This is a genomic window from Marinobacter salicampi (genome assembly GCF_011074795.1).
Lineage (GTDB): Bacteria > Pseudomonadota > Gammaproteobacteria > Pseudomonadales > Oleiphilaceae > Marinobacter > Marinobacter salicampi.
In genome coordinates this window covers 375,063-389,669 of the sequence record NZ_JAAMPF010000036.1, presented here as the reverse complement: position 1 = coordinate 389,669, position 14,607 = coordinate 375,063, and the positions used below count along the sequence as shown (strand labels likewise).

Annotated in this window: 15 protein-coding genes; 8 read left to right on the top strand and 7 right to left on the bottom strand. The window is 58.8% G+C overall.

What is annotated here, in order from left to right; translation table 11 throughout:
• Positions 1–37 precede the first annotated feature (37 nt).
• Positions 38–772, bottom strand: coding sequence for an SDR family NAD(P)-dependent oxidoreductase (locus G7W63_RS19640; protein WP_166262313.1), 735 nt, complete (start codon positions 770–772; stop codon positions 38–40).
• 200 nt (positions 773–972) lie between these two features.
• Between G7W63_RS19640 and G7W63_RS19635 the strand changes: the two genes are divergently transcribed.
• From G7W63_RS19635 to G7W63_RS19625, 3 genes are all read left to right on the top strand, one after another.
• On the top strand, positions 973–2,748 hold the full coding sequence (locus tag G7W63_RS19635; protein WP_166262311.1) for an acyl-CoA dehydrogenase C-terminal domain-containing protein: 1,776 nt from the start codon (positions 973–975) through the stop codon (positions 2,746–2,748).
• 317 nt (positions 2,749–3,065) lie between these two features.
• A complete protein-coding gene (gene tcdA, locus G7W63_RS19630) occupies positions 3,066–3,872 on the top strand; it encodes a tRNA cyclic N6-threonylcarbamoyladenosine(37) synthase TcdA (protein ID WP_166262309.1) in 807 nt (268 codons plus the stop codon).
• An 83-nt stretch (positions 3,873–3,955) separates the two neighbouring features.
• Entirely contained in the window at positions 3,956–5,812 is a 1,857-nt protein-coding gene (locus G7W63_RS19625) for a cation:proton antiporter (protein WP_166262307.1), read from the top strand.
• A 52-nt stretch (positions 5,813–5,864) separates the two neighbouring features.
• Here the strand turns inward: G7W63_RS19625 and G7W63_RS19620 are convergent, their stop codons facing one another.
• The 5 genes from G7W63_RS19620 to G7W63_RS19600 all read right to left on the bottom strand — a co-directional run bounded on the left by G7W63_RS19620 (position 5,865) and on the right by G7W63_RS19600 (position 10,050).
• Positions 5,865–6,839, bottom strand: coding sequence for an NADP-dependent oxidoreductase (locus G7W63_RS19620; protein ID WP_242634498.1), 975 nt, complete (start codon positions 6,837–6,839; stop codon positions 5,865–5,867).
• A 64-nt stretch (positions 6,840–6,903) separates the two neighbouring features.
• Complete coding sequence (locus G7W63_RS19615; protein ID WP_166262305.1) at positions 6,904–7,380, bottom strand: acyl-CoA thioesterase; 477 nt, start codon at positions 7,378–7,380, stop codon at positions 6,904–6,906.
• A gap of 4 nt (positions 7,381–7,384) precedes the next feature.
• The gene (locus G7W63_RS19610) at positions 7,385–8,464 is read right to left on the bottom strand and encodes an SMP-30/gluconolactonase/LRE family protein (protein ID WP_166262303.1); all 1,080 of its coding nucleotides are present in this window, start codon (positions 8,462–8,464) and stop codon (positions 7,385–7,387) included.
• Between the two features lie 70 nt (positions 8,465–8,534).
• Positions 8,535–9,350, bottom strand: coding sequence for an alpha/beta fold hydrolase (locus G7W63_RS19605; RefSeq protein ID WP_166262301.1), 816 nt, complete (start codon positions 9,348–9,350; stop codon positions 8,535–8,537).
• Positions 9,351–9,366: 16 nt separating this feature from the next.
• Complete coding sequence (locus G7W63_RS19600) at positions 9,367–10,050, bottom strand: YbgA family protein (protein WP_166262299.1); 684 nt, start codon at positions 10,048–10,050, stop codon at positions 9,367–9,369.
• A gap of 137 nt (positions 10,051–10,187) precedes the next feature.
• Here G7W63_RS19600 and G7W63_RS19595 point away from each other — a divergent pair, with 137 nt between their 5' ends.
• The 4 genes from G7W63_RS19595 to G7W63_RS19580 all read left to right on the top strand — a co-directional run bounded on the left by G7W63_RS19595 (position 10,188) and on the right by G7W63_RS19580 (position 13,383).
• On the top strand, positions 10,188–10,634 hold the full coding sequence (locus G7W63_RS19595; protein WP_166262297.1) for a hypothetical protein: 447 nt from the start codon (positions 10,188–10,190) through the stop codon (positions 10,632–10,634).
• An 82-nt stretch (positions 10,635–10,716) separates the two neighbouring features.
• Positions 10,717–12,147 (top strand): cardiolipin synthase, encoded by a 1,431-nt coding sequence (gene cls / locus G7W63_RS19590; protein WP_166262295.1) that lies wholly within the window; start codon positions 10,717–10,719, stop codon positions 12,145–12,147.
• A gap of 104 nt (positions 12,148–12,251) precedes the next feature.
• Entirely contained in the window at positions 12,252–12,938 is a 687-nt protein-coding gene (locus G7W63_RS19585) for a GntR family transcriptional regulator (protein ID WP_166262293.1), read from the top strand.
• The gene (locus tag G7W63_RS19580; RefSeq protein ID WP_166262291.1) at positions 12,925–13,383 is read left to right on the top strand and encodes a hypothetical protein; all 459 of its coding nucleotides are present in this window, start codon (positions 12,925–12,927) and stop codon (positions 13,381–13,383) included. Before G7W63_RS19585 ends, G7W63_RS19580 begins: the two co-directional genes overlap by 14 nt.
• Positions 13,384–13,416: 33 nt before the next feature.
• On the opposite strand, the gene G7W63_RS19575 is transcribed toward G7W63_RS19580, so the two are convergent.
• On the bottom strand, positions 13,417–14,025 hold the full coding sequence (locus G7W63_RS19575) for a hypothetical protein (protein WP_166262289.1): 609 nt from the start codon (positions 14,023–14,025) through the stop codon (positions 13,417–13,419).
• 213 nt (positions 14,026–14,238) lie between these two features.
• Between G7W63_RS19575 and G7W63_RS19570 the strand changes: the two genes are divergently transcribed.
• Complete coding sequence (locus G7W63_RS19570) at positions 14,239–14,607, top strand: hypothetical protein (RefSeq protein ID WP_166262287.1); 369 nt, start codon at positions 14,239–14,241, stop codon at positions 14,605–14,607.

The window sequence follows — 14,607 nt, the reverse complement described above, 5'->3', positions numbered from 1 at the left end:
CACCTGCCCGGTGGGTTTTTTCGTTTCAGACTCCCCTTCACCAGGGCAAGTCGCTGCCATCCCAGTTAATGAACCGGCCGTTGTCCCTTTCCGTCAGGCTATCGAAAATCCGCACCATATTGCTCCCAGTAGAGTCAGGCTCATGAACGTTCAATTGCGCCAGGGACTGGGTGAAAGGCGCGCTTAAACGGGTATGGGTCGTACCCGGATGCACCGCAACGCAGCAGATACGCCTTATCCGCCTCGGCATCTCCACAGCCAGGTTGCGCACAAACATGTTCAGGGCAGCCTTGGAGGCGCGGTAGGCGTACCAACCACCCATCCGGTTATCCGTAAGCGACCCCACTTTGGCAGAAAGTGCCATCAGTCTGACCAGCTCGCTGTGCCTGAGCCAGGGCAGCAAAGCTTGGGTCAGCATGGGAAAAGCCGCGGCATTGACCCCGTAGCTGTGAACCAGGTTGGCCGGGTCCAGATCCTCAAGACGCTTCTCCGGCTTGAGGCCCTGCCCGTGGAGCACACCGGCGGCGTAGATCAGTCCGGTCACCTCGAGTCCTTCGGGCAGCAGCGCCTTCAGGTTGCCTTGGAAGCGCTCAGGCCGGCTGGCGTCCCAGCTTCCAAGTGCGAGGCGACCCTCGTGCCGGGCCAGCCAGTCAGCCTCTTGGGCTGGCGCGCGGCACAGTCCCCAGACCTTAACCTCAGACTTCTCCAGTAGATGGTTGGCAATGGCCCGGCCTATGCCCCCGGTAGCTCCGGCCAACAGGATGTTGCTCATCTCCTTCTCCTCTGAAACGTGACGCGTTACCGAAGTAGGCGGTAGCGCTAAAAATACGAAATATTGGCCGTAATGGACTGTCGTGGGTGAACCAGGTCATTCAAACAGACGTATGAAACAGGTGTTAGCAGTCGGTGAAATCAGGTCAGCTCCCAGGCTGAGAATTTCGAACCCAACGATGAGCAAAAGCGAGAGCCAACATGCAATACAAAGCGCCCCTGAATGATATCCGGTTCCTTCTGAATGATGTCCTTGGCGTAGACAGGCTTCATGAACTCGAAAAGTATGCCGATGCCACGCCGGACCTGATCGATGCTGTGTTGCAGGAAGCCGGGCGGCTGGCGGCCGAGGTCATTCAGCCTACCAATGTCACTGGGGACCGCCAGGGTTGTGCCTATGACCCTCAAACCCATGAGGTCCGGACCCCAGAGGGTTTCCAGGCGGCCTACAAGCAATTTGTCGACGGTGGCTGGACCGCCCTGGATGCGCCGCTTGCCTACGGGGGGCAGGGCCTGCCCCATACCCTCAAGTTCATCGTCGACGAGATGGTGTGTTCCACCAACCTTTCTCTCGGTATGTATCCTGGCCTGACCCACGGGGCTATCAGTGCCCTTTACGATCATGGGTCGGAAGAGCTGAAGGATACTTACCTGGAAAAGCTAATCAGCGGCCAGTGGACCGGCACCATGTGTCTTACCGAGCCCCAGTGCGGCACCGACCTGGGTCTGATCCGCACGAGAGCCACGCCCAACGAGGATGGCTCCTATGCAATTGAAGGTACCAAGATCTGGATTACCGGTGGCGAGCACGATCTGGTAGACAACATTATCCATCTGGTACTGGCAAAACTGCCAGGCGCACCGGATACCACCAAAGGAATCTCCCTGTTCGTGGTACCCAAAGTTCTACCGGACAGCGGCGAGCGAAATCCCGCGTTCTGTGGCGGCCTTGAACACAAGATGGGCATCAAGGGCTCTGCCACTTGCGTGATGAACTTCGAAGGCGCCAAAGGCTGGCTGGTCGGCAAACCCAACGACGGCATGCGTGCCATGTTCACCATGATGAACGAAGCACGGCTGATGGTCGGCATGCAAGGCCTGGGCCTGGCGGAAATGGCCTACCAGGAAAGTCTGGGCTTTGCCCGTGAGCGTCTCCAGAGTCGCTCCCTGAGTGGCCCCAAAAACCCCGACGGCCCGGCTGATCCGATCATTGTGCACCCGGATGTGCGGCGGATGCTGATGCGCCAGAAAGTGCTGAACGAGGGCATGCGGGCACTGGCTTTATTCACCGGCCAGCAGCTTGACCTGTCCGTCGCCCATCCCGACGAAGCGGTGCGGGAAAAGGCCGATGACCTGGTGCAGCTTCTGACCCCGGTTGTGAAGTCATTCCTGACGGACGAAGGCGCAGCCAATACCAACATTGGTCTGCAGGTACTTGGCGGATCTGGATTCACCACCGACTGGCCGCTGGAACAGCTGGTCCGCGATGGCCGCATTGCGCGCATTTACGAGGGAACCAACGGTATCCAGGCCATGGACCTGGTCGGACGCAAGCTGGGCCTGAAGGGCGGCCAGCTTGTCCGGCAACTGTTCGGGGTGCTGACCGGTTTTCTGGAAGAACACCCGGAGGCCCCCCATCGGGAAGAGCTCAAGGCCAGCATTAAGTCCCTGGAAGAAGCCACCCTGTGGCTTGCGACCCATGCGCCAAAAGATCCCGAGCAAGCCGGGGCCGCGGCAACGCCTTATCTCCGCCTAATGGCACTGACGGTGATCGGCTACCTCTGGTCGCGTATGGCTGATGTGGCCCAGACAAAGCTTGAAGAAGGTGATGGCAACCAGGCCCTGCTGGAAAGCAAAAAGGTATCTGCTCGGTTTTACTTCGAAAAGGTGATCCCGGAAGTTCAGAGTCTGCTGGCCGACATCACCAGCGGCAAGGACTCACTCATGGCCTTTGAAGATGACCACTGGGCGGCCTAGCCATCCGGTTGCCCCAATGTGACCAGGGCTGGGCAGCCATGGCCGGATATGACTAATGATTGGCAGAATATGACCAGTCATTGACGACTTGGGGAGCCTATACTTGGTCTTGTTGATTAGTGTCTCTGAACTAGTCCAGCTCAGCTCCCCGTAGGGTTGAGTGCCTTGCTTACAAGCCACGCTTTTGCGTGGCTTTTTTTATGGCTCACCCACAACCCGATGCCTGCAGCCGGCAGGGCCTTGGGTTACAATGGCCGGCATCAGACACAATCAGGAGCTGCTCCTGATCATGACCGCCAGGGGTGTACCAAGGGTCTATGACGACTTCTTCCGACGACTTTGCCTTGCGCTTTGGAGGCATAGAACGACTTTACGGACGCAAGGCCCTGGCTGCTTTTCGGGCCAGCCACATCGCCGTTGTGGGCCTCGGTGGGGTTGGTTCGTGGGCGGCCGAGGCCCTGGCAAGAACCGGCATCGGCACCATAACGCTCATTGATATGGATGACGTCTGCGTCTCCAACACCAACCGCCAGCTCCATGCGCTTGCCGGTCAGTATGGGCGAACCAAAACCGATGCCATGGCGGACCGGCTGCGGGCTATCAACCCCGAGGCTGATATCCGGGTGCACTTCGGCTTTCTGACGCCGCGCAATGTGACCGAATTGATAACCCAGGATCTGACCGCCGTGATTGACGCCATCGATAGCGTAAAACCCAAGGCTGCCCTCATCTCCCACTGCCAGCGCCGCAAGATACCTCTGGTCTGTGCCGGTGGCGCCGGTGGCCAGACCGACCCCACCCAGATTCAGGTTGGCGACCTGAGCCGAACCATCCAGGACCCGTTATTGGCCAAGGTGCGCAACATGCTGCGACGGGAGTACGGTTTTTCCCGTAACCCCAAGCGGCGGTTCGGCATTGAAGCCGTGTACTCGCTGGAGCAGCTCACGTATCCTTCCGGAGACGGCGAGGTCTGCCTGCAAAAGCCCATCACCGACGGGCCGGTACGCCTTGATTGCGCCTCGGGGTTTGGCGCCTCCAGCCCCGTCACTGCCAGTTTCGGTCTTGTCGCAGCGTCGCGACTGATCAACCGGATTGCGGGCAAGGCCAAGGCAGGCCAGCCCTGAGCACGGAAGCCACCATTGCGGTTTTGCAGACTCGGATGAGTTTACCTGACCCATGACCACCACCAAGGGATTCTGTCTTTAACATGACTGCCAGTACTGTCCTGCTGCTAGCCAGCATCGGTCTTATCTCGCTTTTCTGTCAGTGGCTTGCGTGGCGCCTGCGGGTTCCCGCCATCCTGTTTCTGCTTGCCGGCGGTATTGCGGCGGGGCCGCTGTTCGGCCTGCTTGATCCTGAAGCCATTTTTGGCGACCTGCTGTTTCCGCTGATCTCGCTGTCGGTGGCAATCATTCTCTTCGAGGGCAGCCTGACCCTGAGGTTCCAGGAGATCAAGGGCCACGGCACCATGGTTCGAAACCTGATTCCGATCGGCTCCATCGTCACCTGTACCATTGGAACCCTAGCCGCCCACTGGGCACTGGGGGTGGCCTGGGAGATCGCCCTGCTGTTCGGCGCCATCGCTGTGGTCACCGGGCCGACAGTCATAGCGCCACTGCTGAGGTCAGTGCGACCCGCCGCCCGGCTGGCCAACATCTTACGCTGGGAAGGCATTATCATTGACCCGGTGGGGGCCCTGCTCGCGGTACTGGTGTTCGAGGGCATTGTGTCCTGGGGACAGGGCAACGTGTTCGGGCATTCGCTCTATATCTTCGCCACCACCATATTGACCGGCCTGACCCTGGGGGCCGCTGCAGGCTGGCTCAACGGCATGGCCTTGCGCAAACATCTTGTTCCCCAGTACCTGCACAATGCTGGCACCCTGACCTTCATGCTCGGCGTCTACGCGGTTTCCAACGAACTGGCCCATGAATCCGGTCTGCTCACGGTGACGGTTATGGGCATCTGGATGGCCAATATGAAGCAGGTACCCACCGAAAGCATTCTGGAGTTCAAGGAATCCCTGAGCGTGCTGCTGATTTCCGCCCTGTTTATCATTCTTGCAGCCCGGGTTGAGTTTGCAGCCATTGCACAGCTGGGGTGGGGACTGGTGGTGGTGCTCGCCGCTCTGATCGTGGTCGCCCGGCCGCTCAGCATTTTTCTGTCAGCCATTGGCACCAGCCTGGACTGGCGCGACAAACTGTTTCTCAGTTGGGTAGCCCCCCGAGGCATTGTCGCGGCGGCGGTCTCAGCCCTGTTTGCGTTCCAGCTTGAGAGAGTCGGTTACGAGGGTGCTGACGCCCTGGTGCCGCTGGTGTTCATGGTTATCATAACCACCGTGACCCTGCAGAGCCTGACCGCCAGGCCCATCGCACGCCTCCTGAAGGTGGCCGAGCCGGCGGACTATGGTTTTGTCATTCTGGGGGCCAACCAGGTCGCCCGCCAGATCGGTCTGGCCCTGAAGAAGCTGGACGTGCCGGTGGTGCTGATTGATACCAACTGGGAGAACGTGCGGCTGGCGCGTATGGACAACCTGCAGGTGTATTTTGGCAATCCGGTTTCGGAACACGCCGCCACCCACCTGGACCTGACAGGCATCGGCAACCTGCTGGTGATCTCACCCTACAAGCAGCTGAACTCCCTGGCCACCTATCACTTTCTGGACCTGCTCGGGGATGGCCGGGTATTCAGCCTGTCCGAGGGCGACCAGGATCAGAAGGCAAGACATCAAACGGCGGAAAAAATCCAGCAGACCCGGGGGCTGTTCGGCAACATCAGCTATGCCAAGCTCGCGAGCATGATCAGCAAGGGCTATACCGTCAAAACCACGCAGCTCAGTGAGGCCTTCAGCTATGAGGACTTCCAGCAACGCTATGGCAACGACGCCTTGCCCCTGTTTACGCTTGACCCACGCGGTCGCATCCATGCAGTCAAGAGCGAACCCCAGGCCAAACTCGACAAGGGATGGGGACTGGTCAGCCTGGTACCGCCTCAACCGCCCAAAGAAAGACAGGAGAAAGCGTTAGAAGGACCTGGCACAAATTCCGAGGTTGCAACCGTCTAATAACCTGGCCGGTAGAGACCTTAAGCCATGCAACTGCTGGAGGCTTTGGGCATCAGAGCGATTCGTCGCTGGTGCAATTGAGGATAAGCTTGCCCCGTACATGCCCCTGTTCCAGCAATTCGTGAGCTTCGCTGGCTTCGGCCAGTGTAAACCGATGCTCCACGTGTACCTGGACGTCGCCGTCCTCAATCAGTTCGGCGATTTCCTCAAGGTGGAAAACATCAGGACGCACCGTCATGCCATGGGCCTTCAGGCCCAGCTTCTCTGCCGCGGTAATGATCTCGTCGGCAGTAGCAGTGGGAATGGTGACCAAAACGCCGCCTTCAGCCAGGGTATGAAGGGAACGTAGGCCGGTTTCACCGCCTATCAGATCGATCACCGCATCCAGGCCGTAACATTCATCGACCACATCAGTAATGTGATAATCGATGACTTCATGAACCCCCAGGCCGGCCAGGAAATCCCGGTTGGCGGACGAGGCAGTCGCGATCACGTGGGCACCACGCACCAGCGCGAACTGCACCGCGAAGTGCCCGACGCCACCGGCCCCGGCATGAATCAGTACTTTCTGACCCGGCGCCACCTGGGCTACCTCGAACAGAGCCTGCCATGCCGTCAGTGCGGCCAGCGGTAAACCTGCCGCGGTGACCAGATCCAGCTCTGCCGGCACTATGGCCAACTCGTCCGCCCGAGCGACTGCGTATTCAGCGTAGGCGCCGCCCAGCCTGGGAAAGCCGATCATACCCATTACCCGGTCACCTTCCGCCAGGGTCTCCACTCCTTCTCCGACGGCGACAACCTTGCCGGACACATCGTAGCCCGGAGTCCACGGCAGGTGGTCTTCAATCTGGCGCGCGGCAAAACCCAATCCCTTTCGGGTTTTCCAGTCGATGGGGTTCACGCCGGCACCGGCTACCCTTATGAGGATCTCACCAGCTTCTGGCCGGGGCCGTGGAGAGGTTTCCAGGCGCAGCACGCTGGCATCTCCGAACTGGTCATAAACGATGTGGCGCATGCTGTTGTCCATGTTTTCTCCGATCACTGGCATGTGTTCATTGAGACTAGCAGATAAACCCTGCTCCGGGTCGAAGCTAGAGCATGGGGATACCGCCCTTTACTGAGGCCCCTCCCAGAATATCTGCATACTCCCTGGGCGCCCGGGTGGGTCGCTGTGTATCAAGGCTGACGCAGGCATGGGTGGAAACCGCACGGACCAGAGTCTTACCGTCTTCTGGTCGCTGCAATTGGAACTGGCGGGACGAACGCAGACGGCCGTCGAAACCGGTCAGCCAGGTTGCCAGCACCAGCCGGTCACCAGCGTTGGCAGCGGCAAGGTAATCAATCTCGGTGCGGGTTATAGCCATGGCCTTGCCGGTGGCCAGATGGAGCTCCCAGGTCATCCCCAGGGTTTCGATATGGGCCCAGCTGATCTCCTCGAGCCAGCGAACGTAAACCACATTGTTGGCGTGGCCCAGCCGGTCGGTATCTTCGTCCTTCACCTCAATGGGCATGGTGAACGGCTCTGGAAGGTCCCATTCAAGTTCGGGGAATAATTCGTCCGTGCTCATAGGTTCAGTCTCCAATTCCCGGGATCCGTTCAAACGGTAGACGTCCGATTCTGTCGTTGTGAAGTGAACCAAAGTATAAGACGCCCTTGTGGGGGTTCACCGATGTGATTTCCTGCAAATGCTGGCCCGAGGGGTCATGCAGACTGGTCACGATCTCTCCATTTGGATTCAGGGCAATGACCAGGCCATACTCCTCGATCGGTGGCTGCAGGAAGTCAGGCAGTTTTGCGATCATTTCCTTCAGCCAGGGTTTCGGGTGAGCTGCATCGATCTGCGGGTTGCGCAGGGTGGGGAGAGCAACCCAGTAACGGCCTTCCTCGTCTACTGCCAGGTTATCGGGGAAGCCCGGCAGGTTCTCGATGAAAACCTCAGCTTCACCTTTCCGTTCGCCTTCGATCCAGTATCGGGTAATGCGGTATTTCCAGGTTTCATTGACCAGAACATAGTCGCCTTGCGGAGCTACTGCCACGCCGTTAGCAAAGTAAAGATCATCAAGGAGAACCTCGGTTTCGCCGGTGACGGGGTCGTGCCGCAAAAGCCTGCCATGGGGCCGGGTCTCGAAGAGGTCAAGCAGGTAGTCTGGCTGGTGAAAGCGCGAGCTGGCATCGCTGAAATAGATCCGGCCATCAGGCGCAATAGCCACATCGTCGGTGAACCCGAAATCGACCCCGCCGGCACTTGTTGCCAACACCTCAACCCTGGCATCTGGACTGATGGCCAGCAGACCCTTGTACGAGTCTGCAACGATGAGACGTCCGGCTTCATCGAATACCATCCCCAGCGGGCGCCCGCCCGTCTCCACCCAGGTCTCCAACCTGCTATCCGGCCACAGGCGGACGACCTTGCCATCCTGGGTACCTGCGTAAAGCCGGCCCTGGGCATCGACCGCCGTGTCTTCAGGTCCGTAAACCTCGCCCCTGGCCAGCAGGTCAGCCTTCTGAAGCAGCTGATTCGCCGCCAGGGGGCCCGTCATCGCGGGGGCTTCCGGTGGCGTCCAGGCTACGCTGTCTACCGGAGATGGCAGCATAGCGAAAGCTGCAGCCGCAAGGGCGAGAATCAATAAAGCGCTGACCAGCCATTTCATCGGGCTTAACCGTCCATGTTTCCAGTTAGGATTTTAATTGTCTGGCCGGCAACAGGTCCGGCCACGGAACTCAGGCCTGCTCTTCACCCTCAAGGAACCGCCGGCAGAGGGTGGCGAACGTATCCGGTTTTTCCGCGTGCAGCCAGTGGCCCGTGCCCTCGATGATCCGTAGGGTCGCCGAGGGAAACAGGCGGGCAACCTCGTCCCGGTGCTTATCCTGTATGTAGGCAGAGTCGGCACCCTTGATGAAAAGGGTGGGCCCCTCAAACGGGCCCTCGGCAGATGGAGCTTCCGCAAGCCGGGCATAGGCGTCATTGATCACAGGGAGATTGAGGCGCCACCGGAAAACGGACTCGTTCTTTTCGCCTTCCTGCTCCCTCTCTTCATCGGTTATCCGATCCAGGTTTTTTAACAGGAACTGCCGCACTGCCGGCATCTCCACGTAGTTCTGCAGGGCCTCGTCTGCCTGCTGCCGGTTCTTTACCTGGGACAGGTCAACGGACATCAGCCCTTCCAGGATAGCGTCGTGTCGCGGCTTATAGCTGACCGGTGCAATATCGGCCACAATCAGATGACTCACCCGCTCCGGAAACGCCAGGGCCACCTGCATCGCGGTCTTGCCGCCCATGGAATGCCCGAGAAACGCGGCTTTATCCAAGCCCTGTTTATCCATGTAGGCAATCACGTCACCGGCCATGGCCTCGTAGTCCATGGTGTCTGAATGGGGAGACCGTCCATGGTTACGCTGGTCCAGGGCATGAATCTGCCACTGGTCCTGCAGCCGCTGGGCGATGCTTCCCAGATTCTCCAGGGAACCGAACAATCCGTGCAGAAGGATCAGTGGCGGACCTTCGCCGGTGATCCGGTGGTTCAGTTTGACGCTCATACAGACCTTCCTCCGTTTATAGCCAGGCTCTCAGTTCACCCAACGCAGTCGAGTTCAGCAGATACGATACCTCGTGTGCCACAGCCAGGCGTTGTATTTCTCCCGCCAGACCTACCAGGTCTTCGGTTTGCGGGCTCATGGTGGAAAAGCCGGAAACATAGCCCCACATGTGCTGAAGGGCATTGCGCATGCCGCCAGGCAGGGGCGCCACCCGACTGGCGCTCACCATGCTCAACCAGAGTTCATCCACTGCTATCGACCGGGCGGCGACGCGCTGGCCAAAGCTCTGATAAGCCCGATAGTTACGGGCCAGCACACTGTACTTATATGTGGCCCAGAGTTCGTGGTCGTTGCGGGGCATGCGTATCCTGCCGGTCAGGCCACCCTGAGCGCGCTCACGGACTTTATCCAGCTGATCCTTCAGATCCGCGGGATCGGGCACAGGCCAGATCACCGACTCCTCGGTCACCGATACCCGGCCCGGAGTCGCTCCACCGCGTAATATCACTTCTTCCAGAACCTGGTTCAGGCGCAAGGCCAGGGCATCTTCATGACCCTGCCAGCCCCTTGGAGCCGGAGTCTGGGCATTTCGGGGCCGCCCCCCGCCTACCAGGCCCACCAGCAAACGTAACTGGCCTGACAGAAGCTCGTCATCAAGCAGGCCGGCATCAATATCAAAAACCCTGGAGCTCGACGACACGATAGTTTTCCTCTGATGCAGTGCACATATTTCACTGTAAGTCATGCAACCCACGACCCGGTCAGGGTACATTAACATCGAAACGAACCAAGTACTTTCCTGGCCACCACGTATAAAATCAAGGATCTCCGCCTTCTATGTCTGAAAAAAAGCCTCAGGAGCGTCGTAAGCTCCGGCGACTGCCTGCTGCAGAACTCAATCTTGAATGGCGCTTGCGCAAGGGGCTCTTCAGCCGTTTCCGCCCCGCTGAAGGTCGGGATTTCACCCGTAACGGTGTTTCCGTTGTGCTCGACAGCAGCGACTCACTGAACATGGGTGATGCCGTCGAACTGAAGGTCGAACTGATCATGGAAGCCGGAGCGCTAAGCCTGGAGAAAGCCGCAGCGGTGGTCCGTAATATCCGTGAAACTGCTGATGGCCAGCCACTGTATGGGCTTGAGTTTGACTTCACAGCCAACCGGTCGATGAAGTCGGACCACACTAGGGCTCAACTGGGCCGCATGGAAGGCATCCTCAAACGCAGCGAAAAACTTCAGCTTCGGATCCAGCCTCTGAAGGATATTGACGCCCTTCGCCGAAACTGAGCCGGCAGATTAGAGCCCCCGGCCCTTTTTTGGTCGCCAAATGCTATTGTTTGCCTCGGAAACGTATGCCGGGGGATGTTGAATGGCTGATATATCTGTGCTCGCGCCAGTGCTGGTCGTGGTCTACGGGCTGGCGCTGGTGTGTGTCTACCGGGTATTGCTCAGTTATCGTACCGCCCAGGGCGCCCTCGCCTGGATCATTGGCCTGCTCGGTTTCCCGTTTCTGGCGCTGCCGCTGTTCGTGCTTTTCGGCCGCAACCGATTCTCCGGTTATGTTCGTGCCCGTCGCCTGGGAGACCGCTCCCTTAACCACCTTCTAACGCAGCTTGAGCGCCGGACTCCCACCCAGCCCCGCCCGGGACATGAGCACTTCAGCGATGAACTGCAGGTGCTTAGTCATTTGGCGAAACAGCCGTTTACGTCCGGTAATCAGTGCGACCTGCTCAAGGACGGGGCCGTCATATTTGAAGCCCTGTTCGACGCTATGGAAGACGCCCGGGAATATATCCTCATGGAGTTCTACATCGTCCGCTCGGACCGCGTGGGTCAGCGCATCAAGAAAATCCTCAAGCGCAAACTGGCGGAAGGTGTCCAGGTCTACTTCCTGTATGACGATATTGGCAGTGTCTCCCTGCCCAAACGCTACCTCACGGAACTGCGCCAGGCCGGGGCCAGGATAGCCTCGTTCGGCGATGGCAATGTCCGCCGTCGGCGGTTCCAGATGAACTTCCGCAACCACCGCAAGCTACTGGTCTGTGATGGTCGGGTGGGTTTTGTCGGCGGTATCAACCTGGGTGACGAGTACCTCGGTACGGCCATCGACCAGGGGTCGTGGCGGGACACCCACTGTCGCATCCAGGGTCCGGCGGTGCTGGCTTTACAGCTGGCCTGGCTGGAGGACTGGAACTGGGCGAGCAGTCCATTGCCCGTGCTGAACTGGCATACAGCAGGGAAGGCTCCCGGCAACCAGGAAATGCTCATTTTGCCCTCGGGCCCGGCGGATGCCTTTGAAACCTGCGCCCTGTTTTTCCTCAACTGTATCAACAACGCCCGTCAGCGCATCTGGATAACGTCACCTTACTTCGTGCCGGACGTGCAGGTTATCAATGCCCTGCAACTGGCAGCCCTGAGGGGCGTCGACGTACGTATCATCATCCCTGAGAAATCGGACCACCCCCTCATCCGGTTGGCAGCCTACTCCTATCTTGTTCAGGCCAGTAAGGCAGGCATCGGCATCTATCAATACCAGCCCGGTTTCATGCATCAGAAGATGGTCCTGGTCGACCACCGCTATGCTGCGATCGGTACCGCCAACCTTGATAACCGGTCCATGCGACTGAACTTCGAAATAACCGCCCTGTCCACCGGATCCGAATTCATAAGCCAGGTCGACAACATGCTTGAGGAAGACCTCAAGTCCTGTCGCAAAATGACCGAATGGGACTACCGTGACCGTTCCGTGCTGTTCAGGCTAAGCTGCCGCGCTACCCGCCTGCTGGCACCCCTGCTCTGAGTGCCCCGGTATCGGCACGCGGGTAGTTTATGGCCGTTTTCCGCTGCCCCGGAATGTGAGAGGATTAGCAAACTTTTTAGCAGTAGTAGCGACCGGAACGGCCCATGACGACGTTTAAGCCCAGAGAGACCCTGACCGAACAGGTCGCCCGCCATATTGAAAACCTGATTGCTTTCGGCCAGCTGGCGTCCGGGCAGCGTATCTATGAGAGCGCCATGGCCAAGCAGCTGGACGTCAGTCACGGCTCGATACGGGAAGGCCTTCTGTTACTGGAAAAACGGCATCTGGTAAAGAACGTGCCTCGACGTGGTGCGTTTGTCACCGAACTCGACGATTTCTTTGTCAAAAGCCTTTATGAGGTACTGGAGCTTTACCTGTGCCATACCGGTCGCAAATTGGCACGGCAATGGCAGCAGAAGGACATGGAAAAGCTCGAGTCACTGTATGAGCGAATGAGTATCTGCTACGAAAAACAGGACCTGCTTGTGTTCCTCGAGCTGGGCATTGAATACACCCAGGCCTCCCTGGCCTATGCTGATAACTACTTCATCATGTCGGCCATTGACGACCTCTGGCCCTCGGCCAAACGCTGTGCCTTTGTCGCGTTCCGGCACGCCAGCCACCAGGTACTCGAGGACAACCTCACCCACATGAGGGAGTCCATTGACGCCATAAGGGCCCGGGATGAAGAGCATCTGGTTAGCATACTCAGGCGTTACGCGGACCAGCAGTGCCGCCAGGTATTGGCAAGCCTGGAACAGCAGCCCCGGGAGCATCATGCAGCACCCTAGCGACCGCCTGAGGCCCCGCCCCATGCCAGCCTTCCGGGTTTCAGTAACACTGGCTATAAGCCTGGCGATCACCGCCTGCGCCAGCCGTCCTGAACCGTCGGTCGAGCCCGATCCGGAGCCTGAGCCGGTACTGCAGCCCATACCCCACATCGTTATTCCAAAGCAGACCCAACCCGAACCTGAGCCCCAACCGCCCAAGGCCGCTCCCGAAAAAGAACAGCCGCCTGGTGTTTGTGCCTGGAGCAAAACCCGGGGGATTGCCACTCTGCTGGCTGTAAAAACCGAGCCACCCCGGGGAACCTGGCAGTTTTTCCCCGGTGATAAGGTGGTGTTCCACGCCGTGCCGGATGAAGCAAGTCCGGGGGATGAATTCAAGGCGTTACTGCAGACCCCCATGAGTGGCCCTTGCGACGACACCAGACTGGTACTGTTTGGTCCCGTATAGTCTGGCCAGGCTACCCACAGGCCTCGCCCGCTGTCAGGTCCTGTCCTCATCGTCGATCAGCGACAGATGCGAGACATCCGGCACTATTGGCGGCGGTTGATCGCGCTTTTCCGCCAGATCACTACCCGGGGGTGCCAGTGACCAGCTGTCCAGATTCTGAAACATGGGCGGCGGCACCTCCTTATGCTCTGCCAGGGTAACGCCCACGGGGTCAAGGGAAAGGGCAGAGCCCGCCAGAATGTCATCTGCTTTCCCACCCGCCAAGGCCAGGCGATCCCCCGGCTCCAGCGAGGGTGGGCTGACCTGCCGGGGTGCTGGCCGGGATTCAGGCCTGGGCTCAGTGACAGGGTCCGGCTGATTCCGTTCGGGAGAAGAGTAAGACGATGGTGCCGGTCGGGGCACTGCTTGGGTGCCAGCTCCAGCCATCGGCTCCACATAGGCAACCATGCCGTGTTTGTGCAATACAAGGCGATACTTCTCTGCCTGGGTTTCGTCAAGCTTGTTCCGGATAACCACCGGCTGTCCGCTGAACATGCGCTCGATCTGGTCAAGACTGGCCTTGAACAGCGTGCGCGCATTGGCGCGAGCCTCGGCGAGTTCAGTCCCCGGCGTGCTTTCGCCCTTGAACACAAGCTGATACATGAACGTTCTCCCGCAATGACCACGGCATCGAATGCCATTGGCTTAATCATAGATGATTCCGCCGACGGGGAAAAACCATAAGCGGATAAACCGGAAAAGTTTGATCTGCTGCAAAACATTGAAAAATATTGGTTCGTCCTAGCGCACTGACCCGGGGACTCTGCGATAATAGTTAGTAACGGAAATTAACAGACTGTTACGCGAGAAGACTACATGGGTGTTCCCTTTCGCTCTTCTGCCTGGTTCCTGCTCGCCACTTCCTTAGTAGCGACTGCCCCGGCTCATGCAGAAGACCTCGACCTGCTGATGAATGGCCTGTTCACCAAGAACCAGCCGACCTACATCGGCTACGACAGCATAGAAAGAGAAGATATTCCGGTCTCAGCACCGGTAGACAGAAAGTACCTCATCGTGGATTTCCGCTTCACGTCGCCGCCCGCCAATGAACAGCTGCAGGCCAGCGTGCACAAGATCTGCATGACCCTGATCCGGGACCGGGAGCTGATCCGCACGCTGTCTGACAGTGGCTATGATATGGTTTCGGTGGCGTTCGACCGCGCATCGCAGTACGACTGCCTTTAA